Origin of the sequence: Undibacterium paludis (assembly GCF_022568815.1) — a bacterium.
Classification (GTDB): Bacteria; Pseudomonadota; Gammaproteobacteria; order Burkholderiales; family Burkholderiaceae_D; genus Undibacterium.
On record NZ_JAKZHX010000002.1, the window covers coordinates 342222 to 360660 of the forward strand.

15 protein-coding genes are annotated in these 18439 nt (G+C 48.7%); 7 read left to right on the forward strand and 8 right to left on the reverse strand.

Translation table 11 applies throughout. From position 1 onward, the window contains the following. Window positions 1–114 precede the first annotated feature (114 nt). Together LZ463_RS06105 and LZ463_RS06110 are read left to right on the forward strand one after the other, a co-directional pair. Window positions 115–1857: a DUF885 domain-containing protein gene (locus LZ463_RS06105; protein ID WP_241454830.1), complete on the forward strand. Its 1743-nt coding sequence runs from the start codon at window positions 115–117 to the stop codon at window positions 1855–1857. 170 nt (window positions 1858–2027) lie between these two features. After that, a complete protein-coding gene (locus LZ463_RS06110) occupies window positions 2028–2972 on the forward strand; it encodes a VTT domain-containing protein (RefSeq protein ID WP_241454725.1) in 945 nt (314 codons plus the stop codon). A 13-nt stretch (window positions 2973–2985) separates the two neighbouring features. On the opposite strand, the gene LZ463_RS06115 is transcribed toward LZ463_RS06110, so the two are convergent. From LZ463_RS06115 to urtA, 6 genes are all read right to left on the reverse strand, one after another. Then, on the reverse strand, window positions 2986–3864 hold the full coding sequence (locus tag LZ463_RS06115) for an urease accessory protein UreD (protein WP_241454726.1): 879 nt from the start codon (window positions 3862–3864) through the stop codon (window positions 2986–2988). Window positions 3865–3891: 27 nt separating this feature from the next. Further along, window positions 3892–4590, reverse strand: coding sequence for an urea ABC transporter ATP-binding subunit UrtE (urtE, locus tag LZ463_RS06120; protein ID WP_241454727.1), 699 nt, complete (start codon window positions 4588–4590; stop codon window positions 3892–3894). A 2-nt stretch (window positions 4591–4592) separates the two neighbouring features. Beyond that, window positions 4593–5447, reverse strand: coding sequence for an urea ABC transporter ATP-binding protein UrtD (gene urtD / locus LZ463_RS06125; protein ID WP_489686084.1), 855 nt, complete (start codon window positions 5445–5447; stop codon window positions 4593–4595). Continuing rightward, window positions 5444–6559, reverse strand: coding sequence for an urea ABC transporter permease subunit UrtC (gene urtC, locus LZ463_RS06130; protein ID WP_489686085.1), 1116 nt, complete (start codon window positions 6557–6559; stop codon window positions 5444–5446). The genes urtD and urtC overlap by 4 nt, the downstream gene beginning before the upstream one ends. Further along, on the reverse strand, window positions 6556–8154 hold the full coding sequence (gene urtB, locus LZ463_RS06135) for an urea ABC transporter permease subunit UrtB (RefSeq protein ID WP_241454728.1): 1599 nt from the start codon (window positions 8152–8154) through the stop codon (window positions 6556–6558). The genes urtC and urtB overlap by 4 nt, the downstream gene beginning before the upstream one ends. A gap of 108 nt (window positions 8155–8262) precedes the next feature. Beyond that, a complete protein-coding gene (urtA, locus tag LZ463_RS06140) occupies window positions 8263–9516 on the reverse strand; it encodes an urea ABC transporter substrate-binding protein (protein ID WP_241454729.1) in 1254 nt (417 codons plus the stop codon). A gap of 685 nt (window positions 9517–10201) precedes the next feature. Here urtA and LZ463_RS06145 point away from each other — a divergent pair. The 5 genes from LZ463_RS06145 (at window position 10202) to LZ463_RS06170 (ending at window position 16713) form a co-directional block, all read left to right on the forward strand. Beyond that, complete coding sequence (locus LZ463_RS06145; RefSeq protein WP_347176245.1) at window positions 10202–11518, forward strand: ATP-binding protein; 1317 nt, start codon at window positions 10202–10204, stop codon at window positions 11516–11518. 80 nt (window positions 11519–11598) lie between these two features. Beyond that, window positions 11599–13218 (forward strand): EAL domain-containing protein, encoded by a 1620-nt coding sequence (locus LZ463_RS06150; RefSeq protein ID WP_241454730.1) that lies wholly within the window; start codon window positions 11599–11601, stop codon window positions 13216–13218. Window positions 13219–13316: 98 nt separating this feature from the next. Then, a complete protein-coding gene (locus LZ463_RS29025; protein ID WP_277623952.1) occupies window positions 13317–14873 on the forward strand; it encodes an ATP-binding protein in 1557 nt (518 codons plus the stop codon). Between the two features lie 23 nt (window positions 14874–14896). After that, a complete protein-coding gene (gene nosR, locus LZ463_RS06165; protein ID WP_241454835.1) occupies window positions 14897–16183 on the forward strand; it encodes a response regulator c-di-GMP phosphodiesterase, NosR family in 1287 nt (428 codons plus the stop codon). Further along, window positions 16180–16713, forward strand: coding sequence for a response regulator (locus LZ463_RS06170; RefSeq protein WP_241454731.1), 534 nt, complete (start codon window positions 16180–16182; stop codon window positions 16711–16713). The genes nosR and LZ463_RS06170 overlap by 4 nt, the downstream gene beginning before the upstream one ends. 30 nt (window positions 16714–16743) lie before the next feature. Here the strand turns inward: LZ463_RS06170 and LZ463_RS06175 are convergent, their stop codons facing one another. Next, a complete protein-coding gene (locus LZ463_RS06175; protein WP_241454732.1) occupies window positions 16744–17709 on the reverse strand; it encodes an AraC family transcriptional regulator in 966 nt (321 codons plus the stop codon). 13 nt (window positions 17710–17722) lie between these two features. Next, the gene (locus tag LZ463_RS06180; RefSeq protein WP_241454733.1) at window positions 17723–18403 is read right to left on the reverse strand and encodes an alpha/beta fold hydrolase; all 681 of its coding nucleotides are present in this window, start codon (window positions 18401–18403) and stop codon (window positions 17723–17725) included. Window positions 18404–18439: the final 36 nt, after the last annotated feature.

Genomic DNA, 18439 nt, shown 5'->3' on the forward strand with positions numbered 1-18439 from the left:
AGCAGGCTTTATCACTCATTGACTAACTTGACTAACTGCCTGCTACCAGCCCTGCAAATTGCATCTATGCCTAAATTTACACTTGCCCCTGCTTTTCAAGCATCTTTACTTGTGATGACTATCGTTGGTGCATGGTCTGCACCGGCCCAGGCCAAACCGGCTTCAACCGCGAACATCCAGTTAAAGCAATTGTCTGACAGCTATTGGGACTATTTCCAGGAGGTGAATCCCGAAGCGGCAACACTGTACGGTGAATACAGGCTCAATGCCAGACTGCGTGATCTTTCAGAAAAAAGGCAGGAAAAGGCAGCAATTGAAGCAAAAACATTGTTGGCCAAGATCAAGTCAGTTCCGGCAACAAAACTCAGTGCATCTGCAAAAATTGACCAACAGCTATTGATACGTACGCTGACTGATCGTCTGCGCAATTATCAATTAAGGACCTACCTGATGCCGCTGGAGCAGATGAGTGGCGTACAGACTTCACTCGCGCAACTGCTGACGGTCACGCCTTTTGAAACAGAGCAGCATTACCATGACTATATTGCACGCCTGAACCAGGTCCCGCAATTGTTTGCTCAGGCGACAGAACTGGCGCGTACGGGCCAGAAGCAGGGTCTGATACCGCCACGATATATTCTTGAAAAAGTGGCTGTCCAATGTCAGGAGATTGCTGCCATGACAGGTGAAGAGAATGTTTTCGCCAGCCCTGTAAAACGCTTTCCGGCCAGTTTTACAGAACAGCAGAAGACAGAGTTACGTGCCGCAATATTAAAAGCAGTGGAAGAAAAACTGCGCCCGGCTTACCAGGAGCTTGGTCAGTTTGTCGCTACAGAGTATGCGCCCAAAGGCAGGAGCGAACCTGGCATCTGGGCATTGCCACATGGCGATGAGATGTATCGCTTTGCTGTACACACACAGACCACGACCAACCTGAGCCCGGAGCAGATTCACGACATCGGTCTCAAAGAGGTGGCAGAACTGGAAGCACAAACCGAAGCACTGGCAAAAAAAGCTGGCTATCAGACGACAGCAGAGTTTCGCGCCGCAGTAAAAGCTGACCCCAGGCAAAAACCGGCTTCACGCGAACAGATCGTAGAAAACTATGAGTTTTACACCAGACAGATGCAAGCCAAACTACCCCAATTGTTTGGCATCCTGCCTAAAGCGGGTTTAAAAATAGCAGCCATCCCGGAATTCATGGAGAAAGATGCCTCCACCAATTACCAGCAAGGTACTGCAGACGGCAGTAGACCTGGTCAGGTGTGGGTCAACACCTATAATTTCGCCAACCGCAGCATGGTTGGCAACGAGTCGACAGCCTACCACGAAGGCATACCGGGCCACCATATGCAAATCTCCATTGCCCAGGAACTGGCTGGCATTCACCCTTTCCATCGCGCCTTGAACGATGAATACATTGCCTATGTCGAAGGCTGGGCGCTGTATTCAGAAAGACTGGGCAAGGAAGTTGGCTTCTTCCAGGACCCGGTCAGTGATCTTGGCCGTCTGAACGGTGAATTGTTCCGTGCCATACGCCTGGTGGTTGATACTGGCATTCATTACAAGCATTGGACACGTGAACAAGCCCTCGACTATTTCGACAAACACGTCAGCATACGGCCTGAGTCAGAAGTGGACCGTTACGTCGCCTGGCCAGGGCAGGCACTGGGCTATAAAATCGGGCAGTTGAAAATCATGGAATTGCGCAAAAAGGCAGAATCAGCATTGGGTAGTCAATTTGACCTGCGCGCCTTCCATGACAATTTGCTCAATGCTGGCCCATTGCCACTGGATATGCTGGAGCAACATGTTCAACGCTGGATCAGCGCGATAAAAACGCAAAAGAAAAACTGATAAATTTGTCGTATGCATGCCGACATCTACATATGAAAACCCGCAATGCCCTACAATGCATACTTCACTAGGTGAGGGCTTGCGGATGTTGATTTACGGATGTTGCCAAATATAAAACATCTCCCTCCCTTTCAATCTGGGCTCAATCAGGAAGCGAATTAGGGATCGGTATGGAACATGGCTGGTTGGCAGATTTTTTTCATCAACATAATAGCCTGATGGTGTTTGTCAACGTCTTGCTGCAACAACTGGGCTTGCCAGTACCCGCTGTTCCCACCATGATGTTCAACGCCAGCCAGACAACGCATACCAGTCAATTACTGATACTGCTGCTGTCAGCCATCATCGCGTCCCTGACAGCCGATCTGATCTGGTACCAGGCCGGTAAAAAATTCGGCTACAAGGTCTTGAAATTTTTGTGCAAAATGTCCATTAACCCTGGCTCTTGCGTCAACCAGACCGAAGCCCGGTTTCATCGCTGGGGAGTCTGGTCCCTGGTCGTTGGCAAATTCATTCCCGGTTTTTCCACCGTGGCGCCACCCGTAGCAGGTGCACTGGGCATGTCACGCGTGTCATTCATGCTGGCATCAGCCATCGGTGCCGGCCTGTGGGCCGGGCTGGCCTTGCTGGCAGGTTTTGCGCTGCAAGCGCAAATTGAGTCTGGCCTGGCCTTATTGTCACAGCATGGTATACGTATCGTAGCAGTCTTTGTCGCCCTGCTCCTGGTCTGGCTGGCATGGAAATTCTGGCAAAAAAAGCGTTTTGAAAAACTGGCGACGATACCGCATTTCAGTCCTGCAGAATTGAAAGACAGCTATCAAAGAAACGCCATGCCGCGCATTATAGACTTGCGCAGTCCAGCCCTGATTGCAGAGACCGGTGTCATTCCAAAAGCAACCGTCAGCGAAACCAAGCAGGTCGGGATTGCTGCTCAAGCCTGGCCCAAACATGAAATGATCATCACCATTTGCGCCTGCCCCGGTGATGCTGGCGCAGTACACGCAGCGCATACCTTGAAACAATTGGGATTTGAAGATGTCAGGCCATTTGCCGGTGGCTTTGACGCATGGCGCGAATTGGCGAATACGTATCCTGGGTTGCTGGAAAAAATATAGCAACAGAAGGAATTCAGGTATTCCAGATACGTGGTATTACTGCTTCACACCCTATCACCACAGGCCGCAAGTGTTGCCACACCAGATGTTGCCAGTGCCTGGCAACTTCACTGGAATTACCGAGGTAGCGCGCAACGATCACCGACTTCATCTGTGTCACACCACAAACGGCATCCGGTTCTTGTTGCGCCAATAAGGCACTGGTCTGTTCACGCAAGGATTGCAATTGCTCGCTGCCAAGCAATCCACCTGATGCCAGCAAGGTCGCACACACTGACTTGCCCTGCAAACCAAGCGGGCTTTGCATGGCGTGACTGCCTCCTTCCAGGCTGCCCTGTTCATGCCAGACCATGCGCCCTTCCCTATAGATACTGCAATGCTGCCTTATCTTGCCGGTAGTATATGTTTCACCCGATGCGGTACGGCCAAAACAATAAATATCGCCGCTGATCAGCCGCGCATCACGCGACAGGTGCATGGTCTGGTGCAGATCAACACAGGCGTCATCAAAAAAAATGGTCTCTTGCGGCAACCACTCCAGCTTGGCTGCATCATCAAGAACAAGTTCAATTTTTTGTACTGAAGTATGCGCATTGCTGCGATACCATTTGGCAGCGCCGGGCGTGGTGATCAAGGCATGGGCGCCGGCATCCAGATTGACATCTATTGCCAACTGATCGCCGCCGACTACTCCGCCGGGAGGATGGATGATGATGGCATGACAAATTTCAGCACCTTCAGGATACAAAGGTTTTTGTACTCGTAAAGGACCACTGTGTTTGCGCCCGGTCAGACGGGTGACATCGGCATCCTTGCTGAACCCCAGTTGCAGACTTGCCTGCCAATGCGAGCATGATGTGACTATAGGTATAGACTGGTGACTGGCATCCATGAGCAACATTGATTAGGCAAAACAGCACTATACCGCGAGATGCCGCTTGACGTCATCGCCATCCATGAGGTCCTGACCGCCATAGGCTACCACTTCGCCACGCGACAAGACAACAAAATGGTCGGCCAGTTCACGGGCAAAATCAAAGTACTGCTCACACAACAGAATACCGATATCGCCACGTTCACGCAGCAAGCGTATCACACGACCGATGTCCTTGATGATGGATGGCTGTATGCCCTCAGTCGGTTCATCAAGAATAATGAGCCTGGGTTCTGCCAGCAGGGCGCGGGCAATTGCAAGCTGTTGTTGCTGACCACCCGACAAGTCGCCACCACGTCTGTGCAGCATTTCTTTTAGCACGGGAAACAATTCATACACTTCTGGTTTGATCTTTCCGGCTTTGCGCGCTGGCAGATTCGCCATGCCCATCAGCAGGTTTTCTTCCACGGTCAGGCGTGCAAATATTTCGCGCCCCTGTGGCACATAGGCAATACCTGCTCTGGAACGTTCATGTGGTGCCAGTCGCTTGATGTCACGCCCTTCAAAATAGACGGAACCCTCGGCCACCGGCAAAATACCCATCAGGCATTTCAACAAACTGGTCTTGCCTACACCATTGCGGCCCAGCAGGGCCATGCACTCCCCTTTTTTTAATGACAGTGAGACACCGCGCAGGGTGTGGCTGGAACCATAGTATTGATGTAATTGTTTGACTTCGAGCATGCTTATCGTCCCAGATAGACTTCGATGACCCGCTCGTCAGCCTGCACTTGTTGCATGGTTCCTTGCGCAAGCACCGATCCCTCATGTAATACAGTCACGATGCCCTGCTGTGCAATCTCGGCGACAAAACCCATATCATGTTCAACGACCATGATGGAATGCTTGCCGCGCAATTCATTGAGTAATTCTGCGGTACGAGCAGTTTCTGCGTCGGACATGCCTGCTACAGGTTCATCCAGTAAAATCAGTTGCGGTTCCTGCATCAGCAACATACCGATTTCCAGCCATTGTTTTTGTCCATGTGACAGCAAGCCCGCCTGCCTCTGCTCTTGCCCATTCAGGCGTATCAATTGCAGGATGCTGTCTATTTTGTCCTTCTGTTCGCTATCAAGGCGGGCAAACAAGGTAGTCTTGACGCGCTTGTCCATTTTCATGGCCAGTTCCAGGTTTTCAAAAACACTGTGCTGCTCAAACACGGTCGGACGCTGGAACTTGCGGCCTATGCCGGCATGGGCAATGTCCACCTCGTTCATGCGCGTCAGGTCCATTGTCTGGCCAAAAAATACCGTGCCAGAGGTGGGCCTGGTCTTGCCGGTGATGACATCCATCATCGTGGTCTTGCCAGCCCCATTCGGGCCGATGATGCAACGAAGCTCACCGACAGAGATGTCGAGATTCAAATGATTGATGGCTTTAAACCCATCGAAGGAAACGACTATGTCTTCCAGGTACAAGATGGCACCGTGGGTAGTATCAACACCTTCAGGCTTGATGCGCCCATACGATACACCCTGATCACCGGTTGCCCCCTCATATTGCTGACCGGGGCGCAGGACGCCGCTCATCATGGGGCTCATACCTGCTCCCTCTGCTTCTTGAACTTGCCAGCAAGACCAAGCACACCCCGTTGCATGAACAGCGTCACCAGTATGAATAACGAACCCAGCGCATACAGCCATAAATCCGGGAAAGCTGCAGTAAACCAGCTTTTCAGACCATTGACAGTAAATGCACCGATGATGGGACCAAGCAGTGTGCCACGGCCACCTACCGCAGCCCAGATCACCATTTCTATGGAATTCCCGGGCGACATTTCTGATGGATTAATGATGCCAACTTGCGGTACGTACAAGGCACCCGCGACACCACACAACACCGCAGACAAGGTCCAGACGAAAAGCTTGAACCATAAAGGGTCATAGCCAATAAACATCAGGCGCGATTCAGAATCACGCACCGCTTGCAATACTCGCCCAAGTTTGGATGTAACTACCCAGCGGCAAAAAAATAAGCTTGCCAGCAAGAACAGTAAAGTGATCAGGTACAAAGCCGCCTTGGTTGCTGGCGCTGTGATGGCATAACCAAGTATGCGTTTAAAATCGGTGAAGCCATTATTGCCGCCAAAGCCCGTGTTATTTCGGAAAAACAGCAACATGAAGGCAAATGTCATGGCCTGGGTAATGATAGAAAAATACACCCCTTTGATGCGGGAGCGAAAGGCGAAGAAACCAAAGACAAAAGCCAGCACTCCCGGCACCAACACCACCAATGCCATGCAATACAAGAAGCTGTCCGTCATGGACCAGTACCAGGGATAGGTTTTCCAATCAAGGAATACCATGAAGTCTGGCAAATCACTTTGATAGACGCCTTCGCGGCCAATTGCCCGCATTAGATACATGCCATGTGCATAGGCACCAAGGGCAAAAAATACGCCATGCCCCAGAGACAGAATGCCGGTATATCCCCATACCAGGTCCAATGCCAGCGCCGCCAGCGCATAACACATAAATTTACCGACCAGAGCGATGGTATAACCCGATACGTGCAGAGCATGCCCCGATGGAAAACTGAGGTTCAATACAGGCAGCAAAACCGCAATGGCAGCACACACCAGAATGCCGACCCAGGCAGGTTTTGAAAACAAGTCTCGTATTGCATCCATCTTCATCACTGTTGCCATACTCATTCCACGCTCCTGCCCTTGAGTGCAAACAAGCCTTGCGGTCTGCGCTGTATGAAGACGATGATGAATACCAGAATCACTATCTTGGCCATCACTGCTCCGGCGACAGGCTCTAGAAATTTATTCACCTCACCCAGGCCGAATGCCGCAATGACCGTACCGGCCAACTGCCCTACACCGCCCAACACGACTACCATGAAAGAATCAACGATATAGTTCTGCCCCAGGTCCGGCCCGACATTACCAAGTTGCGACAAGGCCACTCCCCCAAGACCGGCTATGCCTGAGCCCAGCCCGAAAGTCAGCATGTCTATCTTGCCTGTCGCAACACCAACACAATCCGCCATACGTCGATTTTGGGTCACTGCACGCACAAACAGTCCCAGCCTGGTTTTGTTCAGAATCAGCCAGACGGCAAATACCACGAACAGGGCAAATAACATGATGATGATGCGGTTGTAAGACAACACCAGTGAACCAAGGACCGTAACACCACCCGACATCCAGGATGGATTGGCGACTTCTACATTTTGCGCACCGAACAGAGAGCGCACTGTCTGCATCAATATCAGGCTGATACCCCAGGTGCATAACAAGGTTTCCAGCGGTCTGCCATACAGCCAGCGAATAACCGTTCTTTCCAGCAAAATACCAACCCCGGCAGCAACCAGAAACGCGGCTGGCAATGCCAGCAGCAGATAAGCATCGAGCATTCCCGGCATGAATTTGCGAAACAATGATTGACATGCATAGGTGGTGTAGGCGCCAATCATCAGTAATTCGCCATGAGCCATATTGATGATGCCCATCAAGCCAAAGGTGATCGCCAGACCGAGGGCTGCCAGTAATAAAACACTGCCCAGTGAAACACCATAGAATAAATTGCCGACAAGCTCCATACGCGCCTGGCGGCCATCAATAGCATTCAATGTCGCCACGGCTTCCACTCGTATACTGGCATCCGGCTCACCATAAGTACCATCCGGATTTTGTGCCAGCATCTTTTGCAGCACAGGCTTCAGGTTGGGATTCGGGCTGTCCAGCAAGGCCTTGACAGCGGCCTTGCGCACCACAGGATCAGTTGCCTGAAGATTTGCGGTAGCAATCAACATCTGCAGACGGGATTTTATTTCGCTGTCATTCTCTTTCAAATAAGCTTTATTGAACAGTGGCAGCTGTTCTGGCGTAGCTTCTTTCTCAAGCGCTATTGCCGCTGTCAGCCGCGTAGCTCTGTCAACAGAAAATAACTTCAGGCCTGACAGAGCGCTGTCGATTGCGGCACGCAGGCGATTATTGATCGTGATGGGTTCTGCGTCTTCCGGCATTTTTTGTACTTTATCTGTTGCCAGATTTTTGCTCAGTTCATCTGCCTGCAAGTAGACAGTGCCATCTTTCACAAACAGTTGCTCGTTTTTCAGGGCATTCAACAAGTCCGCTGCGTCCTGACTACCTATCGCTGCAATACCGTTGACCGCTGCAATACGTGCATCGGAGTCATCGCCAGCCAAAGCAGCCAGCAATTTCCCGTCCAGGCTCGCATGGGCGTGCAAGCTGAGCACAAGCAGGACTGCACCCATGCAGAATTTCAGAAAATTCATAAGCAACCAGTGAAAGTGTGATTAAAAACCGGGTACTACGCGAGCTAGGTTCAAGTCAGAAAATCTTAGACTTAAACCCGCCTGGAGTAACAAAAATCAGTTGCCTGATCACAGGTTTTGTTTACCTTCATTACCCGGAATGAACGGGCTCCATGGCTGCGCCCGGATCGGCGCCTTGGTTTTATAGACTACACTGAACTGACCATCCGCCTTGATCTCACCAATCATCACGGGCTTGTGCAAGTGATGATTGGTTTTATCCATGGTCAATTCAAAACCTGATGGCGCCTTGAATGTCTGCCCCCCCATTGCTGCGATAACTTTATCGGTATCAGTGGACTTGGCTTTTTCCACTGCCTGTTTCCACATATAAATACCGACATAGGTCGCTTCCATAGGATCATTGGTCACGACAGTAGTAGCATTTGGCAGTTTTTTGGCGACTGCGTATTCTTTCCATTTCTTGATGAACTCTGTATTCACGGGATTTTTAACAGACTGGAAGTAATTCCAGGCTGCGAGATGGCCAACCAGGGGTTTACTGTCAACTCCACGCAACTCTTCTTCACCGACAGAGAAAGCGACGACGGGAACGTCAGTAGCTTTCAGACCCGCATTACCAAGCTCCTTATAAAAAGGTACATTGGAATCACCATTGATTGTGGAAATAACGGCTGTTTTGCCACCGGCGGCAAACTTCTTGATATTGGCGACGATAGTCTGATAGTCAGAGTGCCCAAACGGTGTATAGACCTCATCGATATCACTATCTTTCACACCTTTGCTATGCAAGAAGGCGCGCAAGATCTTGTTGGTGGTACGCGGGTAAACATAGTCAGTACCAAGCAGGACAAAACGTTTGGCGCCCCCACCTTCTTTTGACATCAGGTATTCAGTCGCAGGAATTGCCTGCTGGTTGGGTGCTGCGCCTGTGTAGAAAACATTTTTTTCCAGCTCTTCACCTTCATACTGAACAGGATAAAACAGCAGACTGTTCAATTCCTTGAATACTGGCAGAACAGACTTGCGCGAGACTGAAGTCCAGCAACCGAACACAACCGACACCTTGTCTTGTGAGACCAGTTGACGCGCCTTCTCTGCAAACAGAGGCCAGTTGGACGCTGGGTCAACGATGACCGCTTCCAGTTTCTTACCCATCACCCCACCCTTGGCGTTGATTTCATCAATGGTCATCAGGGCCACATCTTTTAACGATGTCTCGGAAATCGCCATGGTGCCAGACAGAGAATGCAAAATACCGACCTTGATGGTATCTGCAGCCAGCGCCTGGGAAATCCAGCCTGAGGTGGCCAAAGTCATTGCTGCAAGAGCAGTTGCTTTCAAAACAGTGCGACGTGACATGTTTTCTCCTGGTAGTAGTGAGGACTGGGAATGAAACTCTAGACTTGCAGAAAGCTTGATAGCAGATAACGTGCCAGCTGCTCCCTGCATACCACCAGCTAGTGACCAGACAGATAAGAGCCGCTCAATCAGACATTGACAATCACTCAAACATCTTATGTACCTGTGGCTGTTATGGGCTTAACCCGGCGCTAAGGCACCTCCCAAACTTTAAGCCCTGCACCCAATATACTGTCTGCGTCTGCGCGCCGAGCGGACATGACTCGTTTTCGCAAGAGCTTGAAAAAAGATGAGCACGAATGATTTGCTGAGGTTCGATTGCCTCAAATTGTGGCAAAAGTGACAAATTGGTGAAGGTCGTAAGTATTGATAATGAGAGAGTTGATCAAACTACATTCCGCATTTCAGTGCAATGCTGCGCCGAAATTGTGCAAAAAAGCAAATGCGCAGCTTTCGCTTGTAATCTGTCCCGTCGCAACCTATGCTTAAACAACATCATTGCCACAAGGAAATAATTTATCAGAAGATATAGCTTTATTTGAATTTCTTGTGAATCTTGCCACAGTACTGCAAATGCTTGATTCATTTTTCAAAAAAAATAGCAATTCAATTACTTATTGCTCTAATATATAGACATAAAGAAATTCAAAATAATCACTTTTGACTATCTTGAACTGGTGAACATGTGAACCCACTTGACGAATTCAGCATTCTCCCTCCAGTCACAGGTTCGCCCTCTGGTTCCGGCATTGTGGCAAGTTTGTCTTCATCTACAAGGCTGCAATACCTGATCGACAATACTCCCGCCATCATATACAGCAGCGTACCGACTGGTGATTTCAGGATGACCTTTGTCAGCAACAACGCTCTGAATGTACTTGGCTACCATCCTGAAGAAATGCTGGCAGACCCCAATTTCTGGTTTGACCACATACATCCAAACGACGTCCCTGAGATTTTTTCAAGCATAGCCAAGCTATTCACCGAGGGTGAGCGTACCTACGAATACCGTTTCAGGAGTCGTTCCGGGCAATATGTCTGGATGCACGACATGCTGAGATTGATACGGGACCAGGACAATAATCCGGTAGAAGTCATCGGCTCCCTGACCGATATCACCAAGCGCAAGGAAATGGAAGAAGCTTTATACAAGAAGGGGGAAGAACAACAACTACTGATCAAGAAACTGCAGGAAGCCCATGAACAATTACTGCAATCAGAAAAAATGGCGTCGGTTGGTCAACTTGCCGCCGGTATCGCCCACGAAATCAATAATCCCATAGGCTTTATCAATTCAAACATCGGCAGTTTGCAGAAATATGTGGGAAATCTATTCGACGTCATCAGTGGCTATGAAGATGCAATACAAAAACAGGGCAGCAATGACATAGTCAGTAAAATGCACCAGATCAAAGAGCAGGCTGATCTGGATTTTCTGAAGGAGGATATACAAGCCCTGGTCAGCGAATCCATGGACGGCCTCAAACGGGTGAAAGACATCGTACAGTCACTCAAGGATTTTTCTCATGTGGGTGAAACAGAGTGGCAAGAAGCTGACATACACCAGGGTATAGACAGCACCTTGAATATCGTCAAGAACGAAATCAAGTACAAGGCGAACGTGATCAAGGAGTATGGTCAGGTACCGCTGGTCAAATGTGTTATTTCGCAGATTAACCAGGTCATCATGAACCTGCTGGTCAATGCGTCTCATGCAATCAAGGAAAATGGCGTCATCAAGATCACGACCGGTTGTGAAAAGGACATGGCCTGGATCAAGGTACTCGACACTGGTTCGGGCATCCCTGCAGAAAACCTGAGCCGCATATTTGAGCCCTTTTTTACGACCAAACCTGTAGGTAGCGGTACCGGTCTTGGTTTGTCCTTGTCCTACGGCATCATCAAAAACCATGGTGGTCGTATTGACGTGCATAGTGTACTTGGCAAAGGGACTTGTTTTACCGTTTGGCTGCCATTGCGACAAGAAGCAAAGAATAACTGAGCAAAGTAAAACAACTTTCAATCCCCTGTCCATTAACAAAGCATCGTGGGAATCATGGCAGATATACCGGGACAATTAAAATGAGTACGGTAGCACAAAACCACATCAACATTGAAGCTGAATTGCAAGCAGCCATTGGTGCCAATACCTTGCATTTGCATTATCAACCAAAAGCAGATTTACAGTCCGGCCAAATTGTCGGTATGGAGGCTTTATTGCGCTGGCAGCATCCCACACATGGGCTCATCCCCCCCACTGTATTTATTCCGGTAGCAGAAAATTCCGAGCTGATCGTACGTTTAGGTGACTGGGTTATCCAACAGGTCTGCGCAGATATTGTCAATTGGCTGGCAGTTGGACTCAAACCGCCTTCGGTCGCCATCAATATCTCCCCCGTACAACTGCAAGATCCCGGACTGACTAGCCGTCTGTCACACATGTTGCAGGCTCAAAATCTGATATCCGACCAGATTTCGCTTGAAATTACCGAAAATGTTTTAATGTATCGTAGTGAAAATATTGACAAGGCTTTCAGTGATTTCAAGCAAAAAGGCTATCTACTGGCCCTGGACGACTTTGGCACTGGCTACTCTGCGCTCAGCTATCTTAAACACTTCCCTTTTGATTATGTCAAAATAGACAAATCCTTTATCAAGGAAATACCACATAACCCTGACGACGTCTCCATCACCAAGGCAGTAATTGCCATGGCCCATAGCCTGGGTATCAAGGTCATCGCGGAAGGTGTGGAAACTGAGGCGCAATGCAAGTTCCTCAGCGATAATATGTGCGACCAGATACAAGGTCATTTCTTTTCCAGACCTATCAATGCCGAGCAGATGCAAGCCCTCCTCAAAGATCGGCCGGTCCTGGACAAACATCTGCTGCGCATGGGCAAGCCTGACCGCACTTTATTGCTGGTTGATGATGAACCCAATATTTTAAACGCGCTCAAACGTCTGTTACGCAAAGATGACTATCGCATCCTGATAGCAAATAGTGGTCAGGAAGGGCTGGAAATTCTTGAAAGAAATCAGGTCGACGTCATTATTTCTGATCAAAGGATGCCTTTGATGACAGGTGTAGAATTTTTACGCAATGCAAAAAAATCCTACCCGGAGACCGTTCGCATCATCTTGTCCGGCTACACTGAATTGCAATACATTACCGACGCCATCAATGAAGGGGCTATTTATAAATTTCTTACCAAACCCTGGGACGATGAACTGATACGGGCAAACATCAGGGAGGCCTTCCATTACAAAGAGATGGAAGATGAAAACCGGCGCCTGACCTTGCAAGTACAGACGACCAATCAGGAACTCATCAGTGCCAACAAGCAATTGGCCGAAATGCTAAAACAAAAACAAAAACAGATCAGTCGCGATGAACTGAGTCTCAGCATAGTCCGTGAAGTCTTACAATATGTCCCCATGCCCATCATTGCTGTGGATGACGAGGATATGGTCGTCTTCATGAACAGTTCGGCAGAAAAAGTCATCCCGGCCTCCAGGATAGAATTGGGATGCCAGATTGAGCACCTGATCCCCGAAGCCGGCTCCGGTATGCGGGAATTTTCAGAAGGTTTGTGGTTTCCTGTAGAAGTCTATGGACAGCCATTCGATGCACAATGGAAAAACATGGGGGAACAGTCCAAACCTTCAGGAAAAATCGTCATGCTAATAGATCACCGGTGTTGAATTTGCAAAGACAGATTCACTACAAAGCAATAGCATCACCATGTCCGGCATAGATAAGACATAATTTTATATAGTCAACCTGGAGTCAGGTGGCAGCAATGAACAAAGACCTTCCCTTGTCAATGGATAGCGGTACGCCCAAGTCGATGACCTCAGATACCACAGCCTGGAATCTGACCGGCCATGCAGCTCGCCCACATCAAAAGGTTGACACCCCACCACTCAATAGAATGGGGATTGAACTGGCGCAATTTCTGGATAGCAGTCCGGTCCCTACCTTTGTAATTGATTCCGATCACACTATCACGCACTGGAACAAGGCATGTGAATTCGTGCTTGGATATTCGGCTGCAAGCATGATATCGACCAAGAATCAATGGAAACCCTTCTATCGAGATCATCGTCCCGTGCTGGCGGATCTGGTTCTATCGGGTGATGACGACATTGTGGTTCACAAGTTTTACAAAAATAAATTTTCTCCTTCACCATTGATACATGGTGCCTATGAAGCCATAGATTTTTTCCCTGATCTGCATGAGCACGGTTTGTGGTTGCATTTCACGGCAGCGCCTTTATATGGCAAAGATGGAAAAATTGTCGGCGCCATAGAAACACTGGAAGATATAACAGAGCGTTGCGATGCCGAGCACGCGCTGCGCCAGGCGCATGATAATCTGGAAAATCTGGTCAAAAAACGCACCCTGCAACTTGCCGAAACGAATAGCAAACTCGAAGCTGATATTCAACAGAGAGAAGCCATAGAAAACGAACTGGTGCGGCGCAATACAGAACTGACTGAACTCAATGCCAAATTATCGATGGCGCAAGAGCAGTTGCTGCAATCGGAAAAGCTGGCATCAATAGGCCAACTGGCAGCCGGCGTCGCCCATGAAATCAACAATCCAATAGGCTACATTTTTTCTAATTTTGCCACACTTGAAAATTACATCAAGGATCTGTTTGCCATTATCAATGCCTACGAAAATTCCGAGCAGCACATAATCTCAGCCAGCGTAAAAAACGAACTGGTAAAAATCAAGGAAACCAAGGAATTATCGTATCTCAAAGAAGATATCCCGGAACTTGTGCAGCAATCAAGAGAAGGCATAGAAAGAGTACGCAAAATAGTCCAGGACCTGAAAGATTTTTCCAGGATCGACTCTCAGCAGGAATGGCAATGGGCTAATATACACCAGGGTATAGATTCGACCCTGAATATCGTCAACAACGAAATAAAATACAAGGCTGATGTGATCAAGGAATATGGGGACATTCCCGATATTGAGTGTCTGTCTTCGCAGATTAACCAGGTCATCATGAATCTGGTTGTCAATGCATCCCATGCGATTACGTCTGAGCGAGGACGTATCATTATTCGTACCAGACGTGAGGAGCAACACGTTTTGATAGAAGTATCCGACAATGGCTGCGGCATTCCCAAAGAAAACCTGAACCGTATTTTCGATCCATTCTTTACGACCAAGGCGATAGGAAAAGGGACAGGTCTGGGGCTATCCCTGTCTTACGGTATCATCCAGAAGCACCATGGGAAAATCACGGTCAACAGCGAAGTTGGCAAAGGTACCAGTTTCCTTCTTTGCCTTCCCATCAAACATGAAGATCAATCCCCCGCAACCGACGGTGCTGTCCAATGAGTGTGGAATCCGCATCTGAAAATATGCCCGTGCTGCTCTTCGTTGATGATGAGCCGAACATTCTTTCCTCGCTTCGCAGGTTATTCAGACCACATTCTTACAAGATACTGATCGCAAATAGTGGTCAGGAAGGTCTGGATATCATGGAAAAAGAAACCGTTGACCTCGTCATATCCGATATGCGCATGCCTGTCATGGATGGCGCCGTATTCCTGACCAATGTCAAGGCCAGATGGCCAAACACCATACGTCTGCTGCTCACAGGTTATGCAGACATACAATCGACGATAGATGCCATCAATCGTGGCGAAATTTATCGCTATATTACCAAGCCCTGGAATGACAATGACATTGTGCTGGTCGTCAAACAAGCCCTGGAACGCAAGTATCTGGAAAACGAAAAGAAACGGCTCGAAGAACTGACTTTCAGACAAAACGAAGAATTGAAGTCACTGAATGCTAATCTGGAAGCCAAAGTTGAAGAGCGCACCGCTGATCTCAAAAAAGCACATGCGTCGCTCTTAGTTGCCAACGATAAATTGAAAAGCAATTTCCTGACATCAATCAAGGTATTCTCTAATGTCATAGAAATGCGTGGCAATAAACTGGTTGGCCATTCCAGGAGGGTTGCCGATCTGTCCAGAAAATTGGCAAAAAAACTCAACCTCGATAGCCGTGAGACGCAGGAGATTTTTGTTGCGGCTTTAATGTTGGATATTGGAAAAATTGGCTTTTCCGATGAATTATTGGCAACGCCAGTCAGTCAGATGAATGGCGAAGAGTTAGGTCAATTTCACAAACACACTTTGCGCGCAGAACAATTGTTAATGCCTTTACAAGATTTACAGACAGCAGCCAAAATTATCCGTCACCAACATGAACGATTTGATGGTCGCGGTTTCCCCGATGGTCTGACGGGTGAAAACATCCCTTTCGGTGCACGCATACTGGCCCTCGCCAGTGACTACGACAACTTGCAGAATGGCAGCCTGGTTGCCAAACGTGTTAGTGTTGAAGATGCGCAAGCCATCATCATACGTGGCGCCGGCAACCGTTATGATGAAAAGGTAGTCCTTGCTTTCAGGCAAATCATCAATAATCTGCCAGACGATGTGGATGATAAAGAAATTTCTATCATGCATCTAGAACCTGGCATGATACTTTCTGCTGATGTAATATCCAAAGACGGCATGCTTTTATTACCTGCAGATTACGTTCTCGACCAGCATATCATCGGCAAATTGGCATTGTTTGAGCATCCTGCAAGTGCTAAATTGGTAATACGTGTGTACAGTAACAGGAGGAAATGATGCACAGAATCTTATTGCTGGATGACGAACAAAATGTCTTGCTAGCCCTGCAAAGAAGTCTGAAGAGCGTGGCAAAAGACCTGGACATGAAAATGGAGTTATTCAATTCCCCCAAGGACGCCGTCGCACGTCTTAGTGATACCGTTTTCGATTTTATTATTTCCGATTACCATATGCCAGAAATGAACGGCATACAGTTTCTTTCCATTGCCAAGGAAATGCAACCAGATGCCGTCCGTCTGATGCTCAGTGCTTCTGCAGAATTCAAGACCATACTTGGCGCCATCAATGATGCTGAAGTTTTTCGCTATATTGCCAAGCCCTGGGATCAGGATGAATTATTCGAAATAATACAACAGGCCAATGCCCGTCGCCAGCAACTGCTGGAAGACCGCCGACTGGCGGATGAACTGCGCGTGCAACGTGGCGTGATGACCCCACAAGAGCAGGAAACAAAACGCCTCGAAGAAACCGAACCAGGTATAACCAAGGTCAAATGGGGTCCCGATGGTTCGGTTCTGCTTGACTGATATTGCAAAGGCCTGCTTACGAGTGCGGTATCATAAGGCCTTTACTGGCACGCATAACTGACAAGAGAACAAGCCCGTCTGCGTATCAAGTGCTGTGGCTGGTATAAATTTCTCAAAGCAAGGTCTGTCATCACACTGCAAGCCACTGGTCGGCAGATACTCACGCAACAGCCACATCCAGGCATCATTGACGTGGCCGACCGGCCCGGAGAAATCCGCTACTGCATAACGCCCACCAGGCAAAGTCTTGAGATTGACCTGAGCACCCGCAAAAAAATCCCCTGGCACTGTGACGCAAGCATCATAACGACATTTCTCAGCAGCTGTCACACTGGGGTCGTCATAGCCTATTCCATAACAGGTTTGTGATAGCAAATCATGGGATTGCAACCATGGCAGAACATTTTTATTCCAGAATTCTGTCACAGCAGGGCCGTATGGACCTATATAGCGTTGATAGGCAATTTGCACAGCAGGTAAGTTGATGGTATTGACTTCCATGTATTTCTCATTAAATGATTGATAGGGATCATCATCTTCGCAAGACCCAGGCTTTCTGACCTGATCAGGATTGCTCAGTACCTGATTCAGATTGCTGTCTGGCAGCGAACGGTTCTCATAAGCGGCAACGATCTGCGACCGTCTGCGTGCATCAGTACCTGAGCGCCACTCACTCGGCGTACAATCGAATCTGCTTTTGAATGCGCGCGCAAAGGCTTCGCCCGAAGCAAAACCGCATGCGAGCGCAATATCCAGTATCGAAGCCTGCTGGTCACAGGATAGCCGCCATGCGGCACTCTCCAGCCTGCGTCTGCGTGCATAGTCCCCAAGGGTCTCCCCCATCCATGCGGCAAACACGCGATGAAAATGAAAGCGTGAAAAGTGAGCAATGTCAGCCAGATGCTCCAGTTCCAAAGCGCTATCCAGATGCTGATCAATGTAATCGAGAACACGATTCAAGCGTCGTGCATATTCAGCTTGGTGTTGATGTATCATGAAATTTGATCGCTCACTCTAGAAAATTTAATAGCCTGTTTACCACGTCACCAACCTTGGTTTGCAACAAAAAATGCGGCGCCTCAAATTCAAGCAACTGCATGCTTGTTATCTGCTTTTGCATATCGGTGTAAGCTGACAGCGGCACCAGTTTATCTTCGCTGGCACGCAGATAGCATGTCGGGACCTTGATGGTCTGCAGTTTGTCCCTGACGTCACAAGCCAGAACTGCCTGCAAACGCGCTTTCAGTGTCTGAGGCTTTACGCCAGCGAGCGCTTTTGCCAGATCAGAATCCAGCTCTTGCGTCGCAAATCGCCCCAACAGGAAATAACTGGCGATACGCGTGTGCGCCAGTTTGACTGGCAGATAGGGCACGACATATCTTAGCCTTGATAGAATGGAATGAGGATTACTGGCAAACGTCGCACACAATACCAGGGCTTGGAGTCTTTCCGGTCTGCTGGCAGCAATGGAAATGGCAATCGGGCCGGAAAAAGATTCACCCAGCAAGACATAATCTTCATCAACCGGCAGGTAACTGCGCGCCACCTGCTCAAGTGCAGCATAGTCCAAAACCTGATCCGGCGGATAGCGGGCGACGATCAATTTGCCTTTGCCGGCCAGGGCATCTTGCAGATCGCCATACAAGGTGCCAGTGCCATCCATGCCAGGCAAGAGTACGATAGTCTTCATCAGCTCTATCTTAGCAGCACAAACCCATGCCATGCA